The 18,531-nt window shown below is 48.4% G+C and carries 17 protein-coding genes; 15 read left to right on the top strand and 2 right to left on the bottom strand.

Annotated features, from left to right (window positions below; translation table 11 throughout):
- Positions 1-94: 94 nt before the first annotated feature.
- Together cysS and murJ are read right to left on the bottom strand one after the other, a co-directional pair.
- Positions 95-1,669: a cysteine--tRNA ligase gene (gene cysS / locus Q0380_RS01590; RefSeq protein WP_298959333.1), complete on the bottom strand. Its 1,575-nt coding sequence runs from the start codon at positions 1,667-1,669 to the stop codon at positions 95-97.
- The gene (murJ, locus tag Q0380_RS01585; RefSeq protein WP_298959330.1) at positions 1,656-3,053 is read right to left on the bottom strand and encodes a murein biosynthesis integral membrane protein MurJ; all 1,398 of its coding nucleotides are present in this window, start codon (positions 3,051-3,053) and stop codon (positions 1,656-1,658) included. The genes cysS and murJ overlap by 14 nt, the downstream gene beginning before the upstream one ends.
- A gap of 80 nt (positions 3,054-3,133) precedes the next feature.
- Here murJ and Q0380_RS01580 point away from each other — a divergent pair, with 80 nt between their 5' ends.
- The 15 genes from Q0380_RS01580 (at position 3,134) to upp (ending at position 17,712) form a co-directional block, all read left to right on the top strand.
- Positions 3,134-4,237: an ABC transporter permease gene (locus tag Q0380_RS01580; protein WP_298959327.1), complete on the top strand. Its 1,104-nt coding sequence runs from the start codon at positions 3,134-3,136 to the stop codon at positions 4,235-4,237.
- The gene (locus Q0380_RS01575) at positions 4,234-5,004 is read left to right on the top strand and encodes an ATP-binding cassette domain-containing protein (protein ID WP_298959324.1); all 771 of its coding nucleotides are present in this window, start codon (positions 4,234-4,236) and stop codon (positions 5,002-5,004) included. Before Q0380_RS01580 ends, Q0380_RS01575 begins: the two co-directional genes overlap by 4 nt.
- A 110-nt stretch (positions 5,005-5,114) precedes the next feature.
- Entirely contained in the window at positions 5,115-5,978 is an 864-nt protein-coding gene (locus Q0380_RS01570; RefSeq protein WP_298959321.1) for a CbrC family protein, read from the top strand.
- A gap of 405 nt (positions 5,979-6,383) precedes the next feature.
- On the top strand, positions 6,384-7,313 hold the full coding sequence (locus Q0380_RS01565; RefSeq protein ID WP_177389034.1) for an MlaD family protein: 930 nt from the start codon (positions 6,384-6,386) through the stop codon (positions 7,311-7,313).
- A 2-nt stretch (positions 7,314-7,315) separates the two neighbouring features.
- Positions 7,316-7,879 (top strand): hypothetical protein, encoded by a 564-nt coding sequence (locus tag Q0380_RS01560; protein ID WP_298959318.1) that lies wholly within the window; start codon positions 7,316-7,318, stop codon positions 7,877-7,879.
- Positions 7,876-8,430 (top strand): Holliday junction branch migration protein RuvA, encoded by a 555-nt coding sequence (ruvA, locus tag Q0380_RS01555; RefSeq protein ID WP_298959315.1) that lies wholly within the window; start codon positions 7,876-7,878, stop codon positions 8,428-8,430. The genes Q0380_RS01560 and ruvA overlap by 4 nt, the downstream gene beginning before the upstream one ends.
- Before the next feature lie 23 nt (positions 8,431-8,453).
- Complete coding sequence (locus Q0380_RS01550; protein ID WP_297881318.1) at positions 8,454-9,485, top strand: D-alanine--D-alanine ligase; 1,032 nt, start codon at positions 8,454-8,456, stop codon at positions 9,483-9,485.
- A 60-nt stretch (positions 9,486-9,545) separates the two neighbouring features.
- Entirely contained in the window at positions 9,546-9,764 is a 219-nt protein-coding gene (locus tag Q0380_RS01545) for a type II toxin-antitoxin system Phd/YefM family antitoxin (RefSeq protein ID WP_177389042.1), read from the top strand.
- Positions 9,754-10,491, top strand: coding sequence for an alpha/beta hydrolase (locus tag Q0380_RS01540; protein ID WP_298959313.1), 738 nt, complete (start codon positions 9,754-9,756; stop codon positions 10,489-10,491). The genes Q0380_RS01545 and Q0380_RS01540 overlap by 11 nt, the downstream gene beginning before the upstream one ends.
- Before the next feature lie 838 nt (positions 10,492-11,329).
- Positions 11,330-13,108: a Mur ligase family protein gene (locus Q0380_RS01535; protein WP_298959310.1), complete on the top strand. Its 1,779-nt coding sequence runs from the start codon at positions 11,330-11,332 to the stop codon at positions 13,106-13,108.
- Between the two features lie 247 nt (positions 13,109-13,355).
- Positions 13,356-14,036, top strand: a complete 681-nt coding sequence (locus Q0380_RS01530; RefSeq protein WP_298959308.1) for a DNA alkylation repair protein — start codon at positions 13,356-13,358, stop codon at positions 14,034-14,036.
- A 98-nt stretch (positions 14,037-14,134) separates the two neighbouring features.
- Positions 14,135-14,503, top strand: coding sequence for a pyridoxamine 5'-phosphate oxidase family protein (locus Q0380_RS01525; protein WP_298959305.1), 369 nt, complete (start codon positions 14,135-14,137; stop codon positions 14,501-14,503).
- Positions 14,504-14,761: 258 nt separating this feature from the next.
- On the top strand, positions 14,762-15,535 hold the full coding sequence (locus Q0380_RS01520; RefSeq protein WP_298959302.1) for an SDR family oxidoreductase: 774 nt from the start codon (positions 14,762-14,764) through the stop codon (positions 15,533-15,535).
- A gap of 376 nt (positions 15,536-15,911) precedes the next feature.
- Positions 15,912-16,505 carry a BON domain-containing protein gene (locus tag Q0380_RS01515; protein WP_298959297.1) on the top strand — a complete coding sequence of 198 codons (594 nt, stop codon included), beginning with the start codon at positions 15,912-15,914 and terminating at the stop codon, positions 16,503-16,505.
- A gap of 580 nt (positions 16,506-17,085) precedes the next feature.
- Positions 17,086-17,712 (top strand): uracil phosphoribosyltransferase, encoded by a 627-nt coding sequence (gene upp / locus Q0380_RS01510; RefSeq protein WP_298959498.1) that lies wholly within the window; start codon positions 17,086-17,088, stop codon positions 17,710-17,712.
- Positions 17,713-18,531: the final 819 nt, after the last annotated feature.

The raw sequence follows: 18,531 nt of genomic DNA, 5'->3' as shown, positions 1-18,531 counted from the left end.
GCTAAAATTTACGCACGAATTATTGTTCGGATTTACGCTTTGCGCAGCAAAAATCGTAAAATTTAACGTAAAATTTTGCGATAAATTTTACGTTTTATTCCGCCGCGACCTCCCAAACGGTGCCGCCAGGCGCGTCCATCACTTCAATCTTCATATCCGTAAGGCGCGCCCTGATGGCATCCGCGCTCGCAAAGTCCTTTTCCGCCTTCGCCTGTGCGCGCTGTTTTATCAGCTCCTCGATCTGCGCTCTTTGCTGCTCGCTCACGCCGAAGCGAAAGTATTCGGTCTCATCTTCGTATAAAATTCCAAGGGTCTGCTTCGCAAACTCCAAATTTGCAGCGATAAGGGCTTTTAGCGCCTTGTCTTTTGGCGCACGATCTAGCGCTTCATTCGCGCTTGCTACGAAGCTATCAAGCACTGCAAGCGCGCCTGAGGTATTGAGATCGTCGCTTAAAAACTCCATCATCTCCGATCTAAATTTAGCCTCCGCAGCAGGCAGTTCTGGCGCGGAATTTTTAGGCTTGGAATTCGGTGCCGCGTTTGGGCTTAAACTTTGAGATCCGCTCGAAGTTAAATTTCGCCCTGTATCCCCGCAGGTCTGCACAGAGCTTGCGGATGAAATTTGCGCAGTATGTTCAGATACACATACCGCAGAATTTTGCCCCGTAGCGGGAGCTAAAACGTCACGGACGCGCTTTTTAAGGCGGTAAATTTTATCAAGTCTCTTTTTGCTTGCAAGCAGATCGGCTATCGAATAATTAAAATTTGCCCTGTAATGCGAGCTTAAAAGATAAAACCTCAGCGCCTCGCCTGGTGCGATTTTTAGGGCGTCTCCTACAAAAAAGGAGTTGCCTAGGCTCTTGCTCATCTTTTCGTTATTTACCTGCACGAAGCCGTTGTGAAGCCAGTATTTGCTTAGCGCTCTATGGCGGGCGCAGCGGCACTGCGCGGCTTCGTTTTCGTGATGAGGGAAGAGCAGATCGGCGCCGCCTGCGTGAATGTCGATGCAAAATTGCGGATCGCCGCTATCAAGGTGCGCTAAAATCATCGCGACGCACTCGCTGTGCCAGCCGGGGCGCCCTCTGCCAAACGGGCTATCGAACCAATTCTCGTCAAATTTCCACAGCACGAAGTCCTTCTCGTCGTGCTTAGCATCGTTTGAGGCGACGCGGGCGATGTTTTTGCCGGCACCCTCTTTTTTGCCGCTAAGACTTAGATAATCCCCGTCCTTGCGCGTGTCGAAGTAGATGCCGTCACCCGCGATCTCGTAGGCAAAGCCTTTTTGAAGAAGTGAAGATATAAGCTCGCAGATCGCGGCGATATTTTCGGTCGCCTTGGGCGAAATGCTCGCGTCCGCGACGTTTAGCGCGCTCATATCCTGCAAATATCTGCGGGTGTAAAGCTCCGTGATCTCCTCGAGACTCTTGCCTGTTTCCGCCATCTTTTTTAAAATTTTATCGTCGATGTCGGTGAAATTTCGCGCAAATTTTACCTCATAGCCCTCCGCTTGTAGTACGCGGCGCAGCAGATCGAAGCTCACGGCGCTTTTTGCGTGCCCTAAATGCGCGTCGTCATAAACGGTCGGGCCGCAGGCGTAAATGCGCGCTACCCCCTCGCTAATGGGCTTAAATGGGAGCTTCTTTTTACTCAAACTATCATAAATTACCATAATACAAGCCTTTTAAAATGTATAAAATCGCCGCTTCGCCCGCACAAAGCGCCGCGATCGCAATAATTTTTTTTGCGCGGATTATAGCTAAAAAGTTATTAAATCCAAAAAAATAGAGGTTAAAGCCGAGCAGAAACGCCCCCGTTATCGTGCTTGCAAACGCAAGCCCCACCGCTCCGAACGGTTTAAAAAACAGCGCGCACAAAGCGACGTTTATAAAGACGCACCAGATCGAAATTTTCGCGCTTAGCTTCTGCTTCATATTCGCATACAGCCAGTGCGAAAAAATCCTGGATAGCCCAAACGGCACGAGCCCCGCCATATACGCGCCGAGAACTGCGGCGCATTCGATGGAATTTTGGCGGGTAAATTCTCCGCGCTCAAACAGCAGCTGCGTGATCTCGTTTCGCAGCATCACGCCGCCTATCGCAGAGAGCCCGAGCAGCGCCAAAAGGAAGTAAAATCCGCGCTCCACGAGCGCCAGAGCTTGCGCGTCGTCGCGAGCTTTTACAAATTTGCTCATGCGCGGAAAGATCGCCGTGCTAAGCGCGATCGCAAAAAGCGCGAGCGGCAGCTGAAATATGCGGTTTGCGTAGTAGAGATAACTGATACTGCCGCTAGCAAGGAAGCTCGCAAAAAAGGTATCTATAAACGAGCTTAGCTGAAGCGCCGACGCACCGAGCACGCCCGCGAAAAAATTTTTATAAAAGCCCTGCGTCTGCGGTTTATCACCCCGCGCAAGCCGCGCAAAGCCGCCCGCTAAGACGCGTAGCATGCCGGTGAACTTCAGCGCATAAACGTGCACCGCAAGCTGTAAAAGCCCGCCCGCTACGACGCCGAAGCTAAGATAGAGCACCGCCGTGGTGCCGTCCTTACCGCGAGCTAGCAAAAGCGCCGCAATCATCGCCAAATTTAAAAGCGCAGTCGAAAACGCCGTCGTAGCGAAGTGGTCGCGATACTGAAGCAGCGAGGCAAAGAGCGTAACGACGAAGATAAACGTGAGGTAGAAAAAATTTATCCGCACGTACGGCACCGCAAGACCGATCTGCTCGGCGCTAAATCCGTATGCTAAAACTTTGGTAAAAACGGGCGCGGCGAGCAGCACGAGCGCCGTTAGAAGCGCGATGAAAACGCTAAATTTAATAAGCACCGCTGCGGCAAAAATTCCTTTTTTGCGCGCGGCGGTAAAGCTAGGCAAAAATGCCTGCGTAAAGGCTCCCTCGCCGAATAGTCTGCGGAAAAGATTGGGTAGTTTAAACGCTACGAAAAACAGATCGCTATAAATCCCCGCGCCCAAAACCGATGCGGTAAGCAGGTCGCGCACGAAACCCAAAACTCGCGAAACCAGCGTGCCTGCGCTATTTGTAAAAAAGCCTCTGAGCATAAATCTCCATTAAATTTTATAAAATGCCAAGGTTGATTATATTATAATTTCCCCTATTTTTTGATTTTGGAGAGAAATTTTTGCGGAATTTAGCCTTTTCGCTCGAAAGCTCGGGCGGGAAAAACACCTTATCGCTACGCGGGCAGTGGAACTACAAAAGCTCGCGCTCACAGCTACTTGCACTAAAAAAGGCGGTAAAAAATCTAGACGAGCTGGAGCTAAGCTTAAGCGAAATTTCAAATTTAGACTATTTCATGGCGCTGATGATCAAAAATGCCCTTGCCGGCAAGCGGGTTAGCCTTGTTGAGAATAACTGCAAAGCCGCCAAAATTCTAAGCTTTATGGATGATAAAACGATCGATTTTAGCTATGTACCCGAATCTCGTAGGCTAAATTTTTTAGCGCAGATCGGACTTTATTGCCATCTTGGAATTCTAGGCTTGCTAAGCCTTGCAAGCTTTTTGGGCGAGTTTTTCTCCAAACTTACGGCTTTTATAATTCATCCGATGAAATTCCGCTTCAAAGAAACCGTAAATTTCATCAAAGATAGCGGCATAGACGCACTTTTCATAGTCTCACTGACGGCATTTTTGATCGGTATCGTGCTTGCTTACATAGGCTCTGATATGCTTTCTAAATTTGGTGCCAGCATCTATATCATCGATATAATGGGCGCTTTGACGCTTCGTGAGGTAGCGCCTCTTATCGCCGCTATCGTTATCGCGGGTCGCTCGGCTTCGAGCTTTACGGCACAGATCGGCGTGATGAAGATCACCGAAGAGATCGATGCGATGAGGACGATGGGCTTTGATCCGTTTTATTTTCTTGCGATGCCGCGCATTATCGCGATGGTACTAATCATGCCGCTAGTCATTTTTATCGCAGATTCGGTAAGTATTTTTGCTCAGATGATCGTGTGTGATGCGTATTTAGATATAGCCTTTAGCGATTATTTGGATAGATTTAAGGCTTCTGTAGAGCTTAGGCATTTTTTAGTAGGTATAATTAAAGCGCCGTTTTTCGGGGCATTCATTGCTATCATCGGCTGCATGCGGGGTTTTGAGGTCAAAGGAAATACACAAAGCATCGGCGAATACACTACCATTAGCGTCGTAAATGCGATATTTTGGGTCATTGCGATCGACGCGGTATTTGCGGTTCTGTTTTCGGAGATCGGGCTATGAGCGAGCAAGTACAATCCGGCGAAAGCGCTAAAATTATAGTCGCGCGCGATGTTACTACTGCGTACGGATCGCGCATTATGCACGATAGCGTAAGCTTTAGCGTCAAAAAGGGCGAAATTTACGGCTTTTTAGGTGGCAGCGGCAGCGGCAAAACGACGCTGATGAAAACGCTCATATTTTTAAAGCGCCCGCAAAGCGGCGAGATTAAAATTTTTGGGCGTGATATTTGGCGCGCGAGCGAAGCAGGGCAAAACGAGATCCGCCTAAAATGCGGCGTGATGTTTCAGTTCGGCGCGCTTTACAGCTCGATGAGCGTGCTCGAAAACGTAGGCGTGCTGCTGCGCGAATACTCTAAATTTAGCGAGCGCGAGATAGATGAGCTATCGATGTTTTGGATCCAAAAGGTGGGGCTTAGGAAGGAAGCCGCAGCGCTTAGACCAAACGAGCTTAGCGGCGGTATGAAAAAGCGCGTGGCGCTGGCTCGCGCGCTAGCACTTAGTCCTGAAATTTTATTTTTGGACGAGCCAAACTCGGGGCTTGATCCGCTTAGCGCCAGAGCCCTTGATAGGCTTGTTTGCGAGCTTAGAGACAGCCTTGGCGTCACGGTCGTGATAGTGACGCACGACGTGGATAGTATCTTTGACATTTTGGATAGGTTTTTGATCGTGGATAATCAAAAAATCGCCTTTGAAGGAAACATCGAGGAAATTTCAAACCTAGAGAATAATCCGCTCGAAGAGCTATTTAAGATGCGACAAAGGGATTGAGCTTTGAAATTTACCGAGCCGAAATACGCATCGCGGCGGGTAAAATTTTGAATGGATCAAATTTTAGCGGTTAAAATTTAGCGGGCAAATTTTAAAATTTAGGAGCCAAAATGGATAAGTTTAGACAAAGATATATCGCGATTCAAAAGGCGTTTTGGGATTCTGACGGCGATGCGAGAAGCATTTTAGCGCTGTATGAGTTCAAAGACGAGCTCGAAAAATGCGGCGAAAAAGAGGTAAAAGCCGTGCTGGTGGACGTTTATGAGCTACTCGGGCTAAAAAAGAGCGCCTGCGAATTGCTCGGCGAAATTCGCGATCCAAAGGATAGAAAGCAGCTTAAAAAGCTCGACTATCTGCGGCAATACGGCGCAGACGGCGACGCGGACGCGATAAAGCGCCCCAAAACCGCGAGCGAGGCGGCGCGCGTGAGCGAAAAATCAAAAGCCCTGCCTCATTTTCGCTATCATCCCGACCCCTTCAAAACGGGCGTGTTTAAAGAGGATACAAGCGTGCTTTGCGAGTGCTGCGAGCAGGCGACGGGCGTTTATTATCGCGGTAGCATTTACTGCACGGCGGACGTGAAATACCTCTGCCCGCACTGTATCGCTAGCGGCGCGGCTGCAGCGAAATTTGACGCCGGCTTCATCCAGGACGCCGATCCTCTGCCGTCAGGCGCTGCGGACGCGCAGGGCAAAACCGAAGAGCTGTTTAAAAGGACGCCGGGGTATTTTAGCTGGCAGGGGGCGCATTGGCTCACGTGTTGCGACGATTACTGCGAGTTTTTAGGCGACGTTGGCACGAAGGAGCTGCAGGATTTGGGCGCCCTGGAGGAGGTCTTTGCCGAATACGCCATGCGCGGGGAATTTGCGGTAGAGGACGTGCGTGACTGCCTCGTCGCAGGAGGCGACACGGCGGGCTATTTGTTCAGATGTCTGCATTGCGGGAAATATAAAATTTATGTCGATGCGAGCTAAAATTTTAAAGTAGCGGCGGAATTTTAAATTTTAAACTTCGCCAGGAATTTTAGACCCCCGCGAGCATAAACGAGCATAAAATTTTAAAATTTAGACCGCGACGGCGCGATCAAATTTTAAAATTTAAACGGGGCGCATTTGCGGGATAGCGCATTTAAATTTTAAAATTTTAACAAGCAAGCGGCGCTAAATTAAACCGGGACGTCAAAATTTTACGCTAAAATACGGCGCGGCGATATTTTGAAATTTCAAAATGCACGCTAAGCTTTAAAATTTGAACTCAGATAATTCTGCAAATTTTGCGGCTATTTGAGAAAGTGCTAAGTTTTAAAATTTAAGCCTAAACGGCTATTTTAAGGCATATCGCAGGGCTTAAATTTTACGCTCTGAAATTAGGAGAAAAGATTGGAAAATAGAACTTCATACACGATAGTAGGCGCATTTGTTATGATCTGCGTCGCGGCTCTTACGGCGTTTATGTGGTGGATGCTTACTAAGACCGACCGCGGCGAGAGCTACCGCTCCTACTATATCCACACAAAAGAGCTTCCCGTAGGCATTAAGGAGAATTCCGAGGTTAAATTTATCGGCGTAAATGCGGGCATCATCAAAAGTATCGACTTTGCCGATATCGAAAATGCGATCATCGAGATTGAAATTTCAGTAAAAAGCAAGCTACCGATCTCACAAGATAGCGTCGCTAAGGTAGAATCTCAAGGCATCAGCGGAATCGCGTTTATAAATATCACGAAAGGAAGCGGCAAGCTTTTCCCGCCGAATGATAAAAAGCCAATAATTGCGCTGGATAAGACGCTTCTTGATAAAATCGGCTCTAAAGCCGAAGTCATCACCGATAGCGTGAGTGAGATGATCTTTAAGATTAATGGGCTACTGTCTAAGCAAAATACCGATAAAGTGGATAGAATTCTATCTTCGATGGATAAATTTAGCGCCGAGTTAAGCGATGAGAAAAAATTCCAAAGCCTAGACGCACTGCTTGCTAACGTAAATACTCTCATAGCAAATTTAAACGAGCGCGAGAAGGAGCTAGACGCGCTGCTAGATAATCTAAACGCCTTTGCCGTGAGTGCTGCCAATCTATCGAATTCACTGGATAAAACCGCAGGTATCATCACTAAGCGTATCGATCGCGGCGAGTACAATCTAAAAGCGATCTTGGATCCTACGCTTGAGGAGGCAAAAAACACTCTTGGTGAGCTAAAAAAATCGCTTAGAGAATTCCAAGGCGCGATGTTTAGGCTAGAGGACAATCCTTACGATTTCTTTTTTAAAGACACTTCTAAAGGCGCGGATCGCGACGATAAAAAGGAATAAAGATGAAAAATTTTATAAAGTTTACGCTTGCTGCGACGTTAGCAGCGATATTTTTAGGCGGCTGCTTAGCCAAGCAGGCTAAGCCATACACCTATTACGAGCTGCGTTATGATCAAAAGCGCTGCGTAAATCCTAGCGGCGCGCGCAAAAATATCTTTATCGACACTATCACGGCGACCGATCTCGTCGATAGGCGGGATATTTTAATAGTGGATTTTAGAAACCGAACGCGGTTCGCAAGCGACGCCAAATTTATCACGATGCCTAGCGAGATGGTATATAAGGCGCTGCTTGATGCGGCATTTTCCACCTACTCGCTAAATCCGATCTTTGTGCCAAAAGAGCGGGATTTGCGCCTAAAAACTAGTATCGTAGCGCTTCAGATCAATAACGATCAAGCAACCGTCACGATGGGATATGAAATTTTAAATTCTTTAGAAAGCATAAAATCAGGCATCGTTACTAAGCGCGTTTTCGTGCCAGATCCCAGCTCGCAAAGCATTTATAATGCTCTAAATTTAGCGCTTAATGAGAGCATAAACGAAATTTTAAAGGCTCTTAGATGATAGCAGCGATCGAAGGAATTATCACGCGCAAGGAGCCCACTGCTTGCGTCATTAAATGCGCTAGCGGCGTGAGCTACGCTCTTTCATTGTCATTAAATACCTCCGCGAAGCTCACGCAGGGCGAGCTAACCGAGCTTGCGTGCGTACAAATTCTGCGCGAGGATGCCGATTTGCTGTATGGGTTTTTAGACGAGAGTGAAAAAAAGATGTTTGAAACCCTAATCAAGCTTAGCGGTGTAGGTGCAAGCACGGCGATGGCGGTTTGTTCGACGCTCGCTCCGCAGGATTTCGCGCGTTGCGTAGCTACGGGGGATGCTGCGACGCTAACTTCAGTTCCTGGTATCGGCCCAAAGACCGCTAGACGGATCATTGCTGAACTAGGCGATGCGAAGCTAATGGAATTTGATTCTAGCGAGACTTATAAGAACGAAGCGGCGTCCGCGCTGCAAAGCCTTGGATTTAAGCGCGATAAGATCAATCAAATTTTAGCGGGATGCAGCAGCACGAATACGTCAGATCTTGTCAAAGAGGCGTTAAAAAAATTAGCGTAGAAAATAAAATTTGAAGGAAAACAATGAAATTTGGCATAGTTTTTGGAGCTCAAAGCTACGAGCACGAAGTAAGCATAATCTCGGCAATTGCCGTTAAAAATGCCCTAAAAGGCTGGGACTTAGAGTTTGTATTTTGCGATAAAAATCGTAAATTTTACCGCATCGAGGATAAAAATATGCGCGCGGCATATTTTAAGCAGGGTGGCTATGCTAAAGCAAAAGAGCTTAGCATCGGTGCGGGCGGATTTTTTGAGAGTGGAATGTTTAGCAAAAGCATGCTAGAAGTCGGCACATATATCAATCTAATCCATGGCTGCGACGGCGAGGATGGCAAAATGGCAGCGCTATTTGAGTTTTTTGGCATCCCTTATATCGGACCTCGCATCGAAGCTAGCGTTCTAAGCTATAATAAAATTTTAACCAAGCACCTAGCTGCAATCGCAAATGTAAAAACCTTGCCGTATGAGATCGTAAATCGTACTAGTCTGCCTAATTTTAATTTTCCGATCATCGTTAAGCCCGCTCATTTGGGCTCTAGCATCGGAATTTCTATAGCCAAGAACGAAAGCGAGTTTAGCTATGCGCTGGATCAGGCTTTTGAGCTGGACGACAGCGCGATCGTAGAGCCGTACTGGGAAAACGTAAAGGAATTCAATCTCGCAGGCGCTAAAATAGACGGCAAAATCGTATTTTCAAACATCGAAGAGCCAAAAAAAGAGGGCTATTTAAATTTCGATCGTAAATATTTGGATTTTTCGCGTAGTGGCGCGATCGAGCCCGCTCGTCCTGGCGCTTTGCTAGAGGGTAAGATGAAAGACGCCTTTACGCGGCTTTATAACGCAGGATCATTCGATGGCGCGCTCATTCGCTGCGATTTTTTTGAAAAAGAGGGCGAAATTTATCTAAACGAGATAAATCCAAATCCTGGCAGCCTCGCAAACTACCTATTTGATGATTTCTCCGAGGTCTTAGCAGCTCTTGCTTCGTCGCTGCCGCCAATGAGGCAGATACCTGTAAGCTACGAGCTAATCACCAAAATCACCGCTAATAAGTAGCCAATTATTTAAAATTTTACGCTAAATTTTGCGTAAAATTTTACTCCAAAAGGTCGAGTTATGATAAATCAAGACGAAATTTACACCGCTACCGAGATCGTGCGCAATTTCAGCACCGTTTTAAACAAGATCAAAAATCAAGAGATCAAAAAAGCCCTGATCGTCAAAAACAATAAATTTGAAGCCGTGATGATCAGTATGAGCGAGTTTGAGCGGCTCGAAAAAGCAGTCGAGCTACTCAAGGCCGTTTACGCCAAAAGGAGCGGCGGTGGCGAGTAAGGAGCTCATCTGCGGCGGCGAGAGCTACAAAATCAGCTACGAAATTTCAAACCTGCAGCGCACCGAATATATTTTGGTGTTGCACGGCTGGGGTGCAAACAAGGCGCTTATGTCTCGGGTTTTTGCGGATAAATTCCGCCGTTACGCGTTAGTGTGCGTCGATCTGCCGGGATTCGGCGCCAGCTCGCAGCCCGCACGCGCCCTTGGCAGCAAGGATTACGCGGAGATTATGCGCGCCTTTATCGCAGCTTTCGGCAAGCAGCCCGCAGCGATCATGGGACACAGCTTCGGCGGCAAGATCGCCGCGTTGCTGGCTCCGCGCAATCTCATACTGCTAAGCAGCGCGGGTATCATCGAGCCGAAGCCCTTTGTAGTGCGCGCCAAAATCGCGATTTTTAAAATTTTAAAAAAGCTTGGACTGGCGGGGCTTTGGCGCGCGTTTGCAAGCAAGGATGCCGCAGGTATGAGCAAGACGATGTATGAGACGCTAAAAAACGTCGTAAATGAGGACTTCCGCGACATTTTTTCCGCGCTAAGCCTGCAAAATGCGCTCATCTTTTGGGGCAAGGACGATCGCGCCACTAGCCTAAAAAGCGGCGAGTTGATCCACTCGCTCGTCAAAAATAGTAAATTTTATCCGCTGGCGGGGGATCACTTTTTCTTTTTGCAGAGCGCGGATTTTATCGGCGAGCAGATCGAAAAGGAGCTTAGCGGCAGCCAAATTTAACGATTCGGTGCCGCGCTAAATTTAAAACAAAACGTGATTTGGTGTAAATTTTAAAATTTAGCCGCGAAATTTTAGCGCCGCTAAAAATCGCGTTTTAGATGCAAAAACAGATCGCGCGAAAAGCAAGAGCGGGCGCATTTTAAAAAGCATTTCAATGCGGCGCTTTAGTGCAGTTCGCCCGCGTTTTAAAATTTTGCGGAGTGTTTGCGCAAAGATCGCGAACCGAAGCGCAAATTTAGATTATAAAGCCGCGAGCACGCGGCACATATTTAAAATTTAGCGGTGTAAAATACGTTCTTTGGGCGCGTAGTATAAAACGCAAAGCTCAAATTGCGGCGTGCCGCGTTAAATTTTAAAATTTTACACGGCAGAGGATCGTTTCCGCTCTGCGCCCGCAATTGCGGCAGCCGTACAATAGACGACACCGCGTGCGTGCACCGAAAAGCGGGCAATTAAATTTAGTCGCACCGCGTCATGTATTTACCGTGACAGAAGGTCTATGTGCCATAAATAATGCAAATCATCGCGTGAAATAGGGCGCTATATCGCAAGATACGCAGCATGCAAAAATTTCAGGTCGCGAGAGATAGATACTGCGCGGTATCGAGAACAAAAGACGGGGCACGACGGCGGCAAATTTATCGAGCGCGCGGCTCGTGCAGCCAATACGAGCGCATGAATTTATGAGTGCGCAAGTTTGTAAAAATAGAATTTGCAAAGCAAGAATTTGTAAAATTTGCAAATGAAGTCTAATGTCGGTTGGCTCGAGCTCGCCGCATTTTGCCCGCACAGGCTCGCAAAGCGGGCGCGCAAATTTATAAAAAAGGAATTTTAAAAGATGAATATAATATTTTTGATCGCGCATGCGGCATTCGTCCTGCTGCTGGGCTTTTATCTGATTACCTGCTTGCAGTGGTTTTCGTACAAGCCCGCGCGCATCATCTTTCATTTCACCAAGCCCGCGTGGCACCTTTATTTTTTGATTTTGCCGCTAGCGGCGTATTTTGGCTGCGAGATCGCGGCGAGCCTCTGCGCGGCTAAATTCGGCGCCGCGCCCCTCTATGCCTTGCACGCCGCTAAAATTCTAATCGTCGCGGTCTATGCGCTAGCGCTTTATTTTTGGCAAAGAGGGCTTGATAAAAAGCTCGTCTTTACGCCGCGCGTGAAGCGTTTTTTTGCGATTTTAGCGGTTTGTGTGTTTAGCTTTAGCGCCGCGTTTTATGCCGCGGGGGGCCCGATTTTGCCGATCTTTTTACCGCTTGGCGCGGGCTTTGCGGCGAGTTTTGCTTACGAGCGAGCGCAGGCTGCGAAATTTAAGGCCACCGCGCGCAAAAAACTAGCCCAGATGCCCTCCCTTACGATCATTCAGATCACTGCGAGCTACGGCAAGACGAGCATTAAAAACTTCTTGTATCAAATTTTAAAAAGCGACTTTCGCTGCTACAAGACGCCGCGCTCGGTAAACACGCTAGCAGGGCTCGTGCGCGACGTAAACGAGGCGCTGCCCGCAGATACGCAGATCTACATCGCCGAAGCAGGCGCCAGGCTAAGCGGCGACATCGCCGAGATCACCGAGTTTTTGGCGCCGCAAATCGTCGTCGTGGGCGAGATCGGCGCGCAACACATCGAGTATTTCAAAAGCATCGAAAACATCCGCGAAACCAAGCTCGAAGCGCTAACAAGCGCGCGGCTAAAGCATGCGTTTTTGCACAGCTGCACGCAAAAAAGCCCGAGCGAGCGCGTCACGATCTACGACGAGGGGCTAGAAATTTGCGGCGCGGATCTGGACGGAATAAAATTTAGCCTTAGCTTGAGCGAGGATGAGCCCCTCGCGAGCGGCGAGAATTACGTGCCGCACGTAGAAATACCCGCCGCAAAAGGCGAAGGGCAGGGCGGTTTAAACCTAGATGCAGGCAGTGCGGCATACGCGGAAAAAGATAAAAATTCTAAAAATTACGGCGCCGATTTTGACGATGCAAATTCCATGTCCTGCGCCGAGCGGAGCGAGCAAGAATTTTACGAACAAGCCGCCCGTGCCGCTAGCGACGATAAAATTTGCGGCAGCAAAGAGCGGGGCGTGCAAGAGACTCCAAACGGGCGGAGCGAACATGGAAAGAGACACGAGTTTTTCGCGCCGATTTTGGGTAAATTTAACGCTGCAAATCTCGCCGTGTGCATAAAGATCGCGCGATTTTTGGGTCTTAGCGCAGATAGGATCAAAAGCCGCGTCGCGCACGTCGACGCCGTCGAGCACCGCCTCGCGCGTCTCGATGCGGGCGGCAAGATCATCATCGACGATAGTTTCAACGGCAATCTAAGCGGCATGCTGCAAAGCTACGAGCTGATGCGAAGCTACGGCGGGCGCAAGATCATCATCACGCCGGGCATCGTCGAGAGCACGCGCGAGGACAACGAGACGCTCGCCGCCAAGATCGATGAAATTTTCGATCTCGCGATCATTACGGGCGAGTTAAATTCCGAGGTTCTGCAAAGAAAGATCGATCCCACAAAGACTATCGTCTTGAAAGACAAGCGCGATTTGCAGCGGGTTTTGAGCGAAAATACGCACAGCGGCGATCTAATTTTGTTTTCAAACGACGCGCCGAGCTTCATTTAAGCGGCTTTGGCGATACGGCTTGCTCTACCCTGAGGTATACAGCGCGATTTAGCAGGGTGCGTTTTTTAGAAAAAAGACTTTGAGCGGGTGCGGCGAGCGATTTAAACGCGATCTATCGAGCGATTAGTTTGTGGGCGCGGCGCGATCTGTTTAAATAAACAATCTGGTGCGGCTAAATTTCGGCGCACCATTATAAAATCGCAATCTTGTGCGCGATTAAATTTACGATTAAATTTAAAGGAAAGCTATGGATTTACGAGAAAATATGCTAGGGCAGCTGCGGGCGCTAAGCGAGGAGAAGCTAGCGAAATTTTCGCAGCGCCTAATACCCGCGCCGCAGATTTTGGGCGTGCGCACTCCCGCACTGCGCGCACTTGCTCGCAAAAGCTTCGCCGCTTTGGGCGGCACGGACGAGGCGTGGCGCGAGCTGCAAAATTACGAGCCCGTCTTTCACGAAGAGTTCGTGCTAAAAGGCTTTTTTATAATGCTTTTAAAGCAAGATGAGGCGAAATTTGCGCTTGCGAGCAGTTTTATCAAAACGATGCCTAATTGGGCGGTTTGCGATATGTTCGCTCCGAAATTCAGGAACGCCTCTCTTGCGGACGCGCTACTAAAGCAGGCTAAAAACGGTGCGGACGAGTTTGAGAGGCGATTTTTCTACGTTTATTTTATGCGAAATATGGGCGCGCTCACGCCCGAGGAATTTTTTGAAATTTGCGCCGCCGAAAGCGACGAGCGGTACTACGTGCAGATGGGCACGGCGTGGGCGATAGCTGAGATGTTTATCAAGCAGCGTGAGATCACGCTTGCGTTTTTGGCGAGCAAACGGGCGGCTAAATTTATCCAAAACAAGGCGATATCGAAGATCCGCGATAGCTTCCGCGTAAGCAAAGCCGAAAAAGATGCGCTTTTGAAGTATAAAATTTAGCCGCGGCAGAAAGTAACGGAGGCAGTTAGAATTTCAGTTGCGCGCGGGGCTTGTCAGCCAAAATCGCGAGCTTTAAAACGTAAATTTAAGGAGAAAAAATGTTTAGCAAGGAATTTTTAGAAATTTTAAATTATGAATGCGCCGTGGGTATCGCTACCTGCGCGCACGGCGAGGCTCACATCAGCAATACGTGGAACAGATATCTAGTCATTAAAGGTGATCGCATCCTCATCCCAGCCGCGGGTATGAAAAAGACGCAAAGTAACGTGGATGCAAATCCAAACGTCGAGCTTAGCATCGCAACGAAGGAGCTAGCAGGCAGGTTCGGCGCGGGGCGCGGCTTTGTGGTGAAGGGTACGGCGCGCTTTATTGATAGCGGTGCGGAGTTTGAAGAAACGAAGGCGAAATTTCCGTTTGCTACGAGGCTACTTGAAATCACGGCTAGTAGTGTAAAACAGGTGCTGTAAGCCAAGCAGCGCAGTTTGGGTGGAATTTACGGATGGAATTCCCGATGAAATTCCGTCGCGAGCTTTACGATGAAATTTTGTCGTGAAATTTTATCGATGGAATTTTAAAGTTAGTAAAATTTTATCGACGGAACTTCGCTTCGCCGCAAAATTTTAAAGTGAGCGAAATTTTAAAGCCTGCAAAATTTCGAAGTTTGCAAGATCCGTAAGTCTCGCTCAAATTTTTAGAGCATAAATTTACACATTGAAAGGAAAAGTATGAAACGATTAGAGGGAAAAACCGCCGTAATTACGGGCGGAAGTGACGGCATAGGGCTTGGCATCGCAAAGTGTTTCGCCGAAGAGGGTGCTAATTTGATCCTACTCGGCAGAAGCGTGGAGAAATTAAAAATCGCACAGGAGGCCTTGGGCGGTTACGGCGTGAAAGCTTACGCGATAGAGGCGGATTTGGCGCAAAGCAAAACGATAAAAGGCCTTTGCGAGCGCATTTTAGCGCAATCTCCTAAGATAGATATCCTAGTAAATAACGCCGGGTTGGGAAAATTCGTACCGTTTGAGGCGACCGACGAAGCGCTGCTGGACGCTCATCTAAACCTAAACGTCAAAGCGCCATATCTGCTTACTCAGGGGCTTTTGGGCGCGCTTGCGGCTAGCAAGGGCTGCGTGATCAATATTTCGTCGTATTTTGCGAACCGAATGCTCGTAGGGCGCACCACGACGGCGTATTCGATCACCAAAGGCGCGCTAAATTCTTTCACCAAATCGCTTGCCTTCGAGGTCGGCAAACTCGGCATTCGCGTCAACGCCATAGCGCCCGGAAGCGTGCTGACGCCGCAGTTTGAGCGAAATTTAAGTGCGCTTAGCCCGCAGGGGCGCGAGGCGTTCGAGCAGATGGTGCAAAATATCTATCCGCTCGGCAAAATCGGCAGCGCGCAGGACATCGGCGATGCGGCGGTGTTTTTGGCGTCGGATGCGGCGAAATGGGTCAGCGGCGCAATATTTGCGATAGACGGCGGACTTACGACGAATTAGCCACGACTGGGCGGAATTTTGGGCGCGGGTTTTGAAATATAAAATTTTACAGAAGCGAATTCCGCCGCGAGAAATTTACTCCGTAGAATTTCGCGCGGCAAATTTTACGATGAAAAATTTAGCACGTAGAATTTTATGACGACGAATACTGCGCGTGAAATTTCGCTATGGCGAAAACGCAGAATTCCGCAAGCTGTGCGAATTACAACGTAAATTTTAAAATTTATATTGTAAAATTTTACGGCGTGCGGCTTTGGTGAAATCTCACGGAGCAGAATTTCAAGTTGCGGCAAAATGGCGCCTGCAGGGCTAAATTTAAAAACAGCGCCGGTAGCTGGCTTGAGATAATTAGAAATTAAACGAGATTGGAGATGGTTTGAGGGTTTTGTTTCTAGCGATTTTAGCGGTGTTTTTGCTCTCTTGCGCGGCGCTATTTAGCTCGTGCGCGGCTCCGCTGACGCCCGCTGGCAACGCGCTTAGCGTATACGACATCTACTCCGTAGCGCGCGACCGCCGCAGCGTAAGCGAGGTCGCTAGCGACAAGCTCATCCAGACTAAAATTCAAAGCAAAATTCTATTTACCAAAGGCCTTAGCAGCTGGGATTTGGAGGTCGAGTGCTTCTACGGCGAGGTCTATCTCATTGGGCTGCTTGAGAGTGAGGCGATGCGCGAGCCGCTGCTTGCTTTGGCTCGGCAAACCGAAGGCGTGCGGCGCGTGCATACCTATCTGCGCGTCAAAAAGCCCGAATATCCGTGCAATTCGTTTGAAATTTTTACAAATTTAAAGAAAAATCTCTTTTCCGACACCGACGTTTCGGGCACTACGGTGCGCGTGGCGATCGTAGGCTGCGACGTGGTATTTAGCGGCGTGGTGAGCGATATCGAGCACGAAAAGCACGCGATCTGGTATGCGACGCACGCGCCGGGAGTTCAGGATGTGTATTCGTTCCTGCGCGTAGTAAAGGAGTAGGGCTGTTAAATTTGATCGCTTCGGTACGGCAAATTTAACCGCTTGCGGCGGGCTAAATTTAAGGATATGCTCGATTTATTTTAGCTCGTTTGCGGGGCGATCAGCGTGTATGAAATTAAAATTTTGTCGGCGCGCAAGACAGCGGGGAATTTTAAAATTTAGCTCACGAGCGAGAGCATTAAGTAAATTTAAAGCCGCCTCAGACGATAATTTCGCAGATAAAATTTACGCCGCAAACGCCCGCCGTATTAAAACGCTAGGTGCCTTAAAAGGCGTGCCGTATTTAAAGAACGGCTAAATTAGAGACGGCGCGGGCGGGCAAAATTTAAAGGGCTGCGTTTTTAAAAGCGCTAAATTTAAAGCGAGCCGCCGAGCTAAATTTAAATATAACGCGCGCATTGTGAGCTAAAATGAGCTAAATTTAAAATCGCGTTGCCGTTATCGGCGAAATTCCAGCGAAATGACGCGAGCGCTCGCGCTAAAACATACGATTAAAATGCCCAAAGGGCGCAAAATTCAATAAATTTAAGGAGAGAAAATGAGCCAAAGCCAAAAATGTACGTACCAAACCGCGTGCGAGCTGCCTAACGTGAGGCTGATCAAGCACCCACTGATCGAGCATAAGCTCACGATCCTGCGCGATCGAGAGACCGATCCGTTTCAGTTCCGTATGCTCGTCGATGAGATCAGCTACCTGATGATGTTTGAGGCGACGCGCGATCTGGCGCTGCGCGAGGTGAGCGTGCATACGCCCGTGGCGCAAACTAGCGCGTATAAGCTCGCCACAAAGATCATGATCTGCCCGATTTTGCGCGCCGCGCTGGGGATGCTGGATAGCGTTTTCAAGCTCATACCGGATGCTAGCGTGGGATTTTTAGGCTTTCAACGCGATGAAAAGACCGCGCAGGCAGAGTTTTTTTACGCCAAACTGCCCGCAGACGCCGCAGAACGCACCGCAATCATCATCGATCCGATGTTTGCGACCGGCGGCACGGCGATCGACGCAGTGAAATTTCTGCTGAAAAACGGCGTCAAAAAGATCAAATTTATCTCCATCATCGCAGCGCCCGAGGGGCTTCATAAATTTAGCGAGATCTACCCGCAGGTCGAGGTTTTTACCGCGGCGATCGACGAGAGACTAAACGAGCAAAAATATATCGTGCCGGGCCTCGGAGACGCGGGAGATAGGGTATTTAATACGCTGTGAGATTTGCGCGGCGAAGGACTTTGTGCTGCGCTAAATTTGCGCGACAGTATTTTATGCGGCGATAAATTGATCGGCAGCAAACTTTACCGGCAATGGAATTTTACGCGATGCGAAATCTATTTATCAAATATGCGGGTTGCCGCCGCTCGGGATTTCGTGCTACAATAAATTTAGTGGGGCGCGTATTTTTTACAGCGCGCGCAATACGTAGTGAAATTTTAAATTTCGCAGCGCTGTAAATTTGAAGCGCTTTAAAATTTTAACTCGTCGTAGAATTTGCGGCGTTTTTAAATTTATTAAATAAAATTTGAGTTCTGCGATGTATAAAACACGTAAATTTAAAAGTAAGAAAAAAGCAAAATAGGGGGCGGAATTTTATTGCCGTCGAATTCTTCTGCAAAATTCTAGCCGTGCGAGATTTCACGGAGAATTTACCGCATCAAAACTCTACGGCAGAGCGGGAGCTAAATTTTAAAATTTGGCTCGCATTTGCGGCGTAAAATTTTGCAACCGCCCGCACCGCAAATATCGCTATTTTTAGACCGCCCCTGATCGCACTGCCACATAGCCCGCGCACAGCTCGCAAAAAAGCCCCAGGCAACCACGCCTCTCAATCGCAGCTTCAAACCCCGCTACCGCCTGCGAAATTTAGCGAGCCGCAAAATATCGCACAACGTCCGTGCCGCGAAAATTTATAAATCGTAAAATTTACAAAAATCGCGCCGCAAAATTCTTACCAAGCAATCCGATAAAGAAGCAGGGCGGCGTGTCAGGCGTATGCAAGAAGTAAAATTCTTACCCAAACGATCCGCCCGCGCT

Source organism: uncultured Campylobacter sp., from assembly GCF_937959485.1.
In the GTDB taxonomy this organism is placed as follows: domain Bacteria; phylum Campylobacterota; class Campylobacteria; order Campylobacterales; family Campylobacteraceae; genus Campylobacter_B.
The sequence above is the reverse complement of the archived record's forward strand: the minus strand, read 5'-3'. Positions and strand labels throughout refer to the sequence as shown.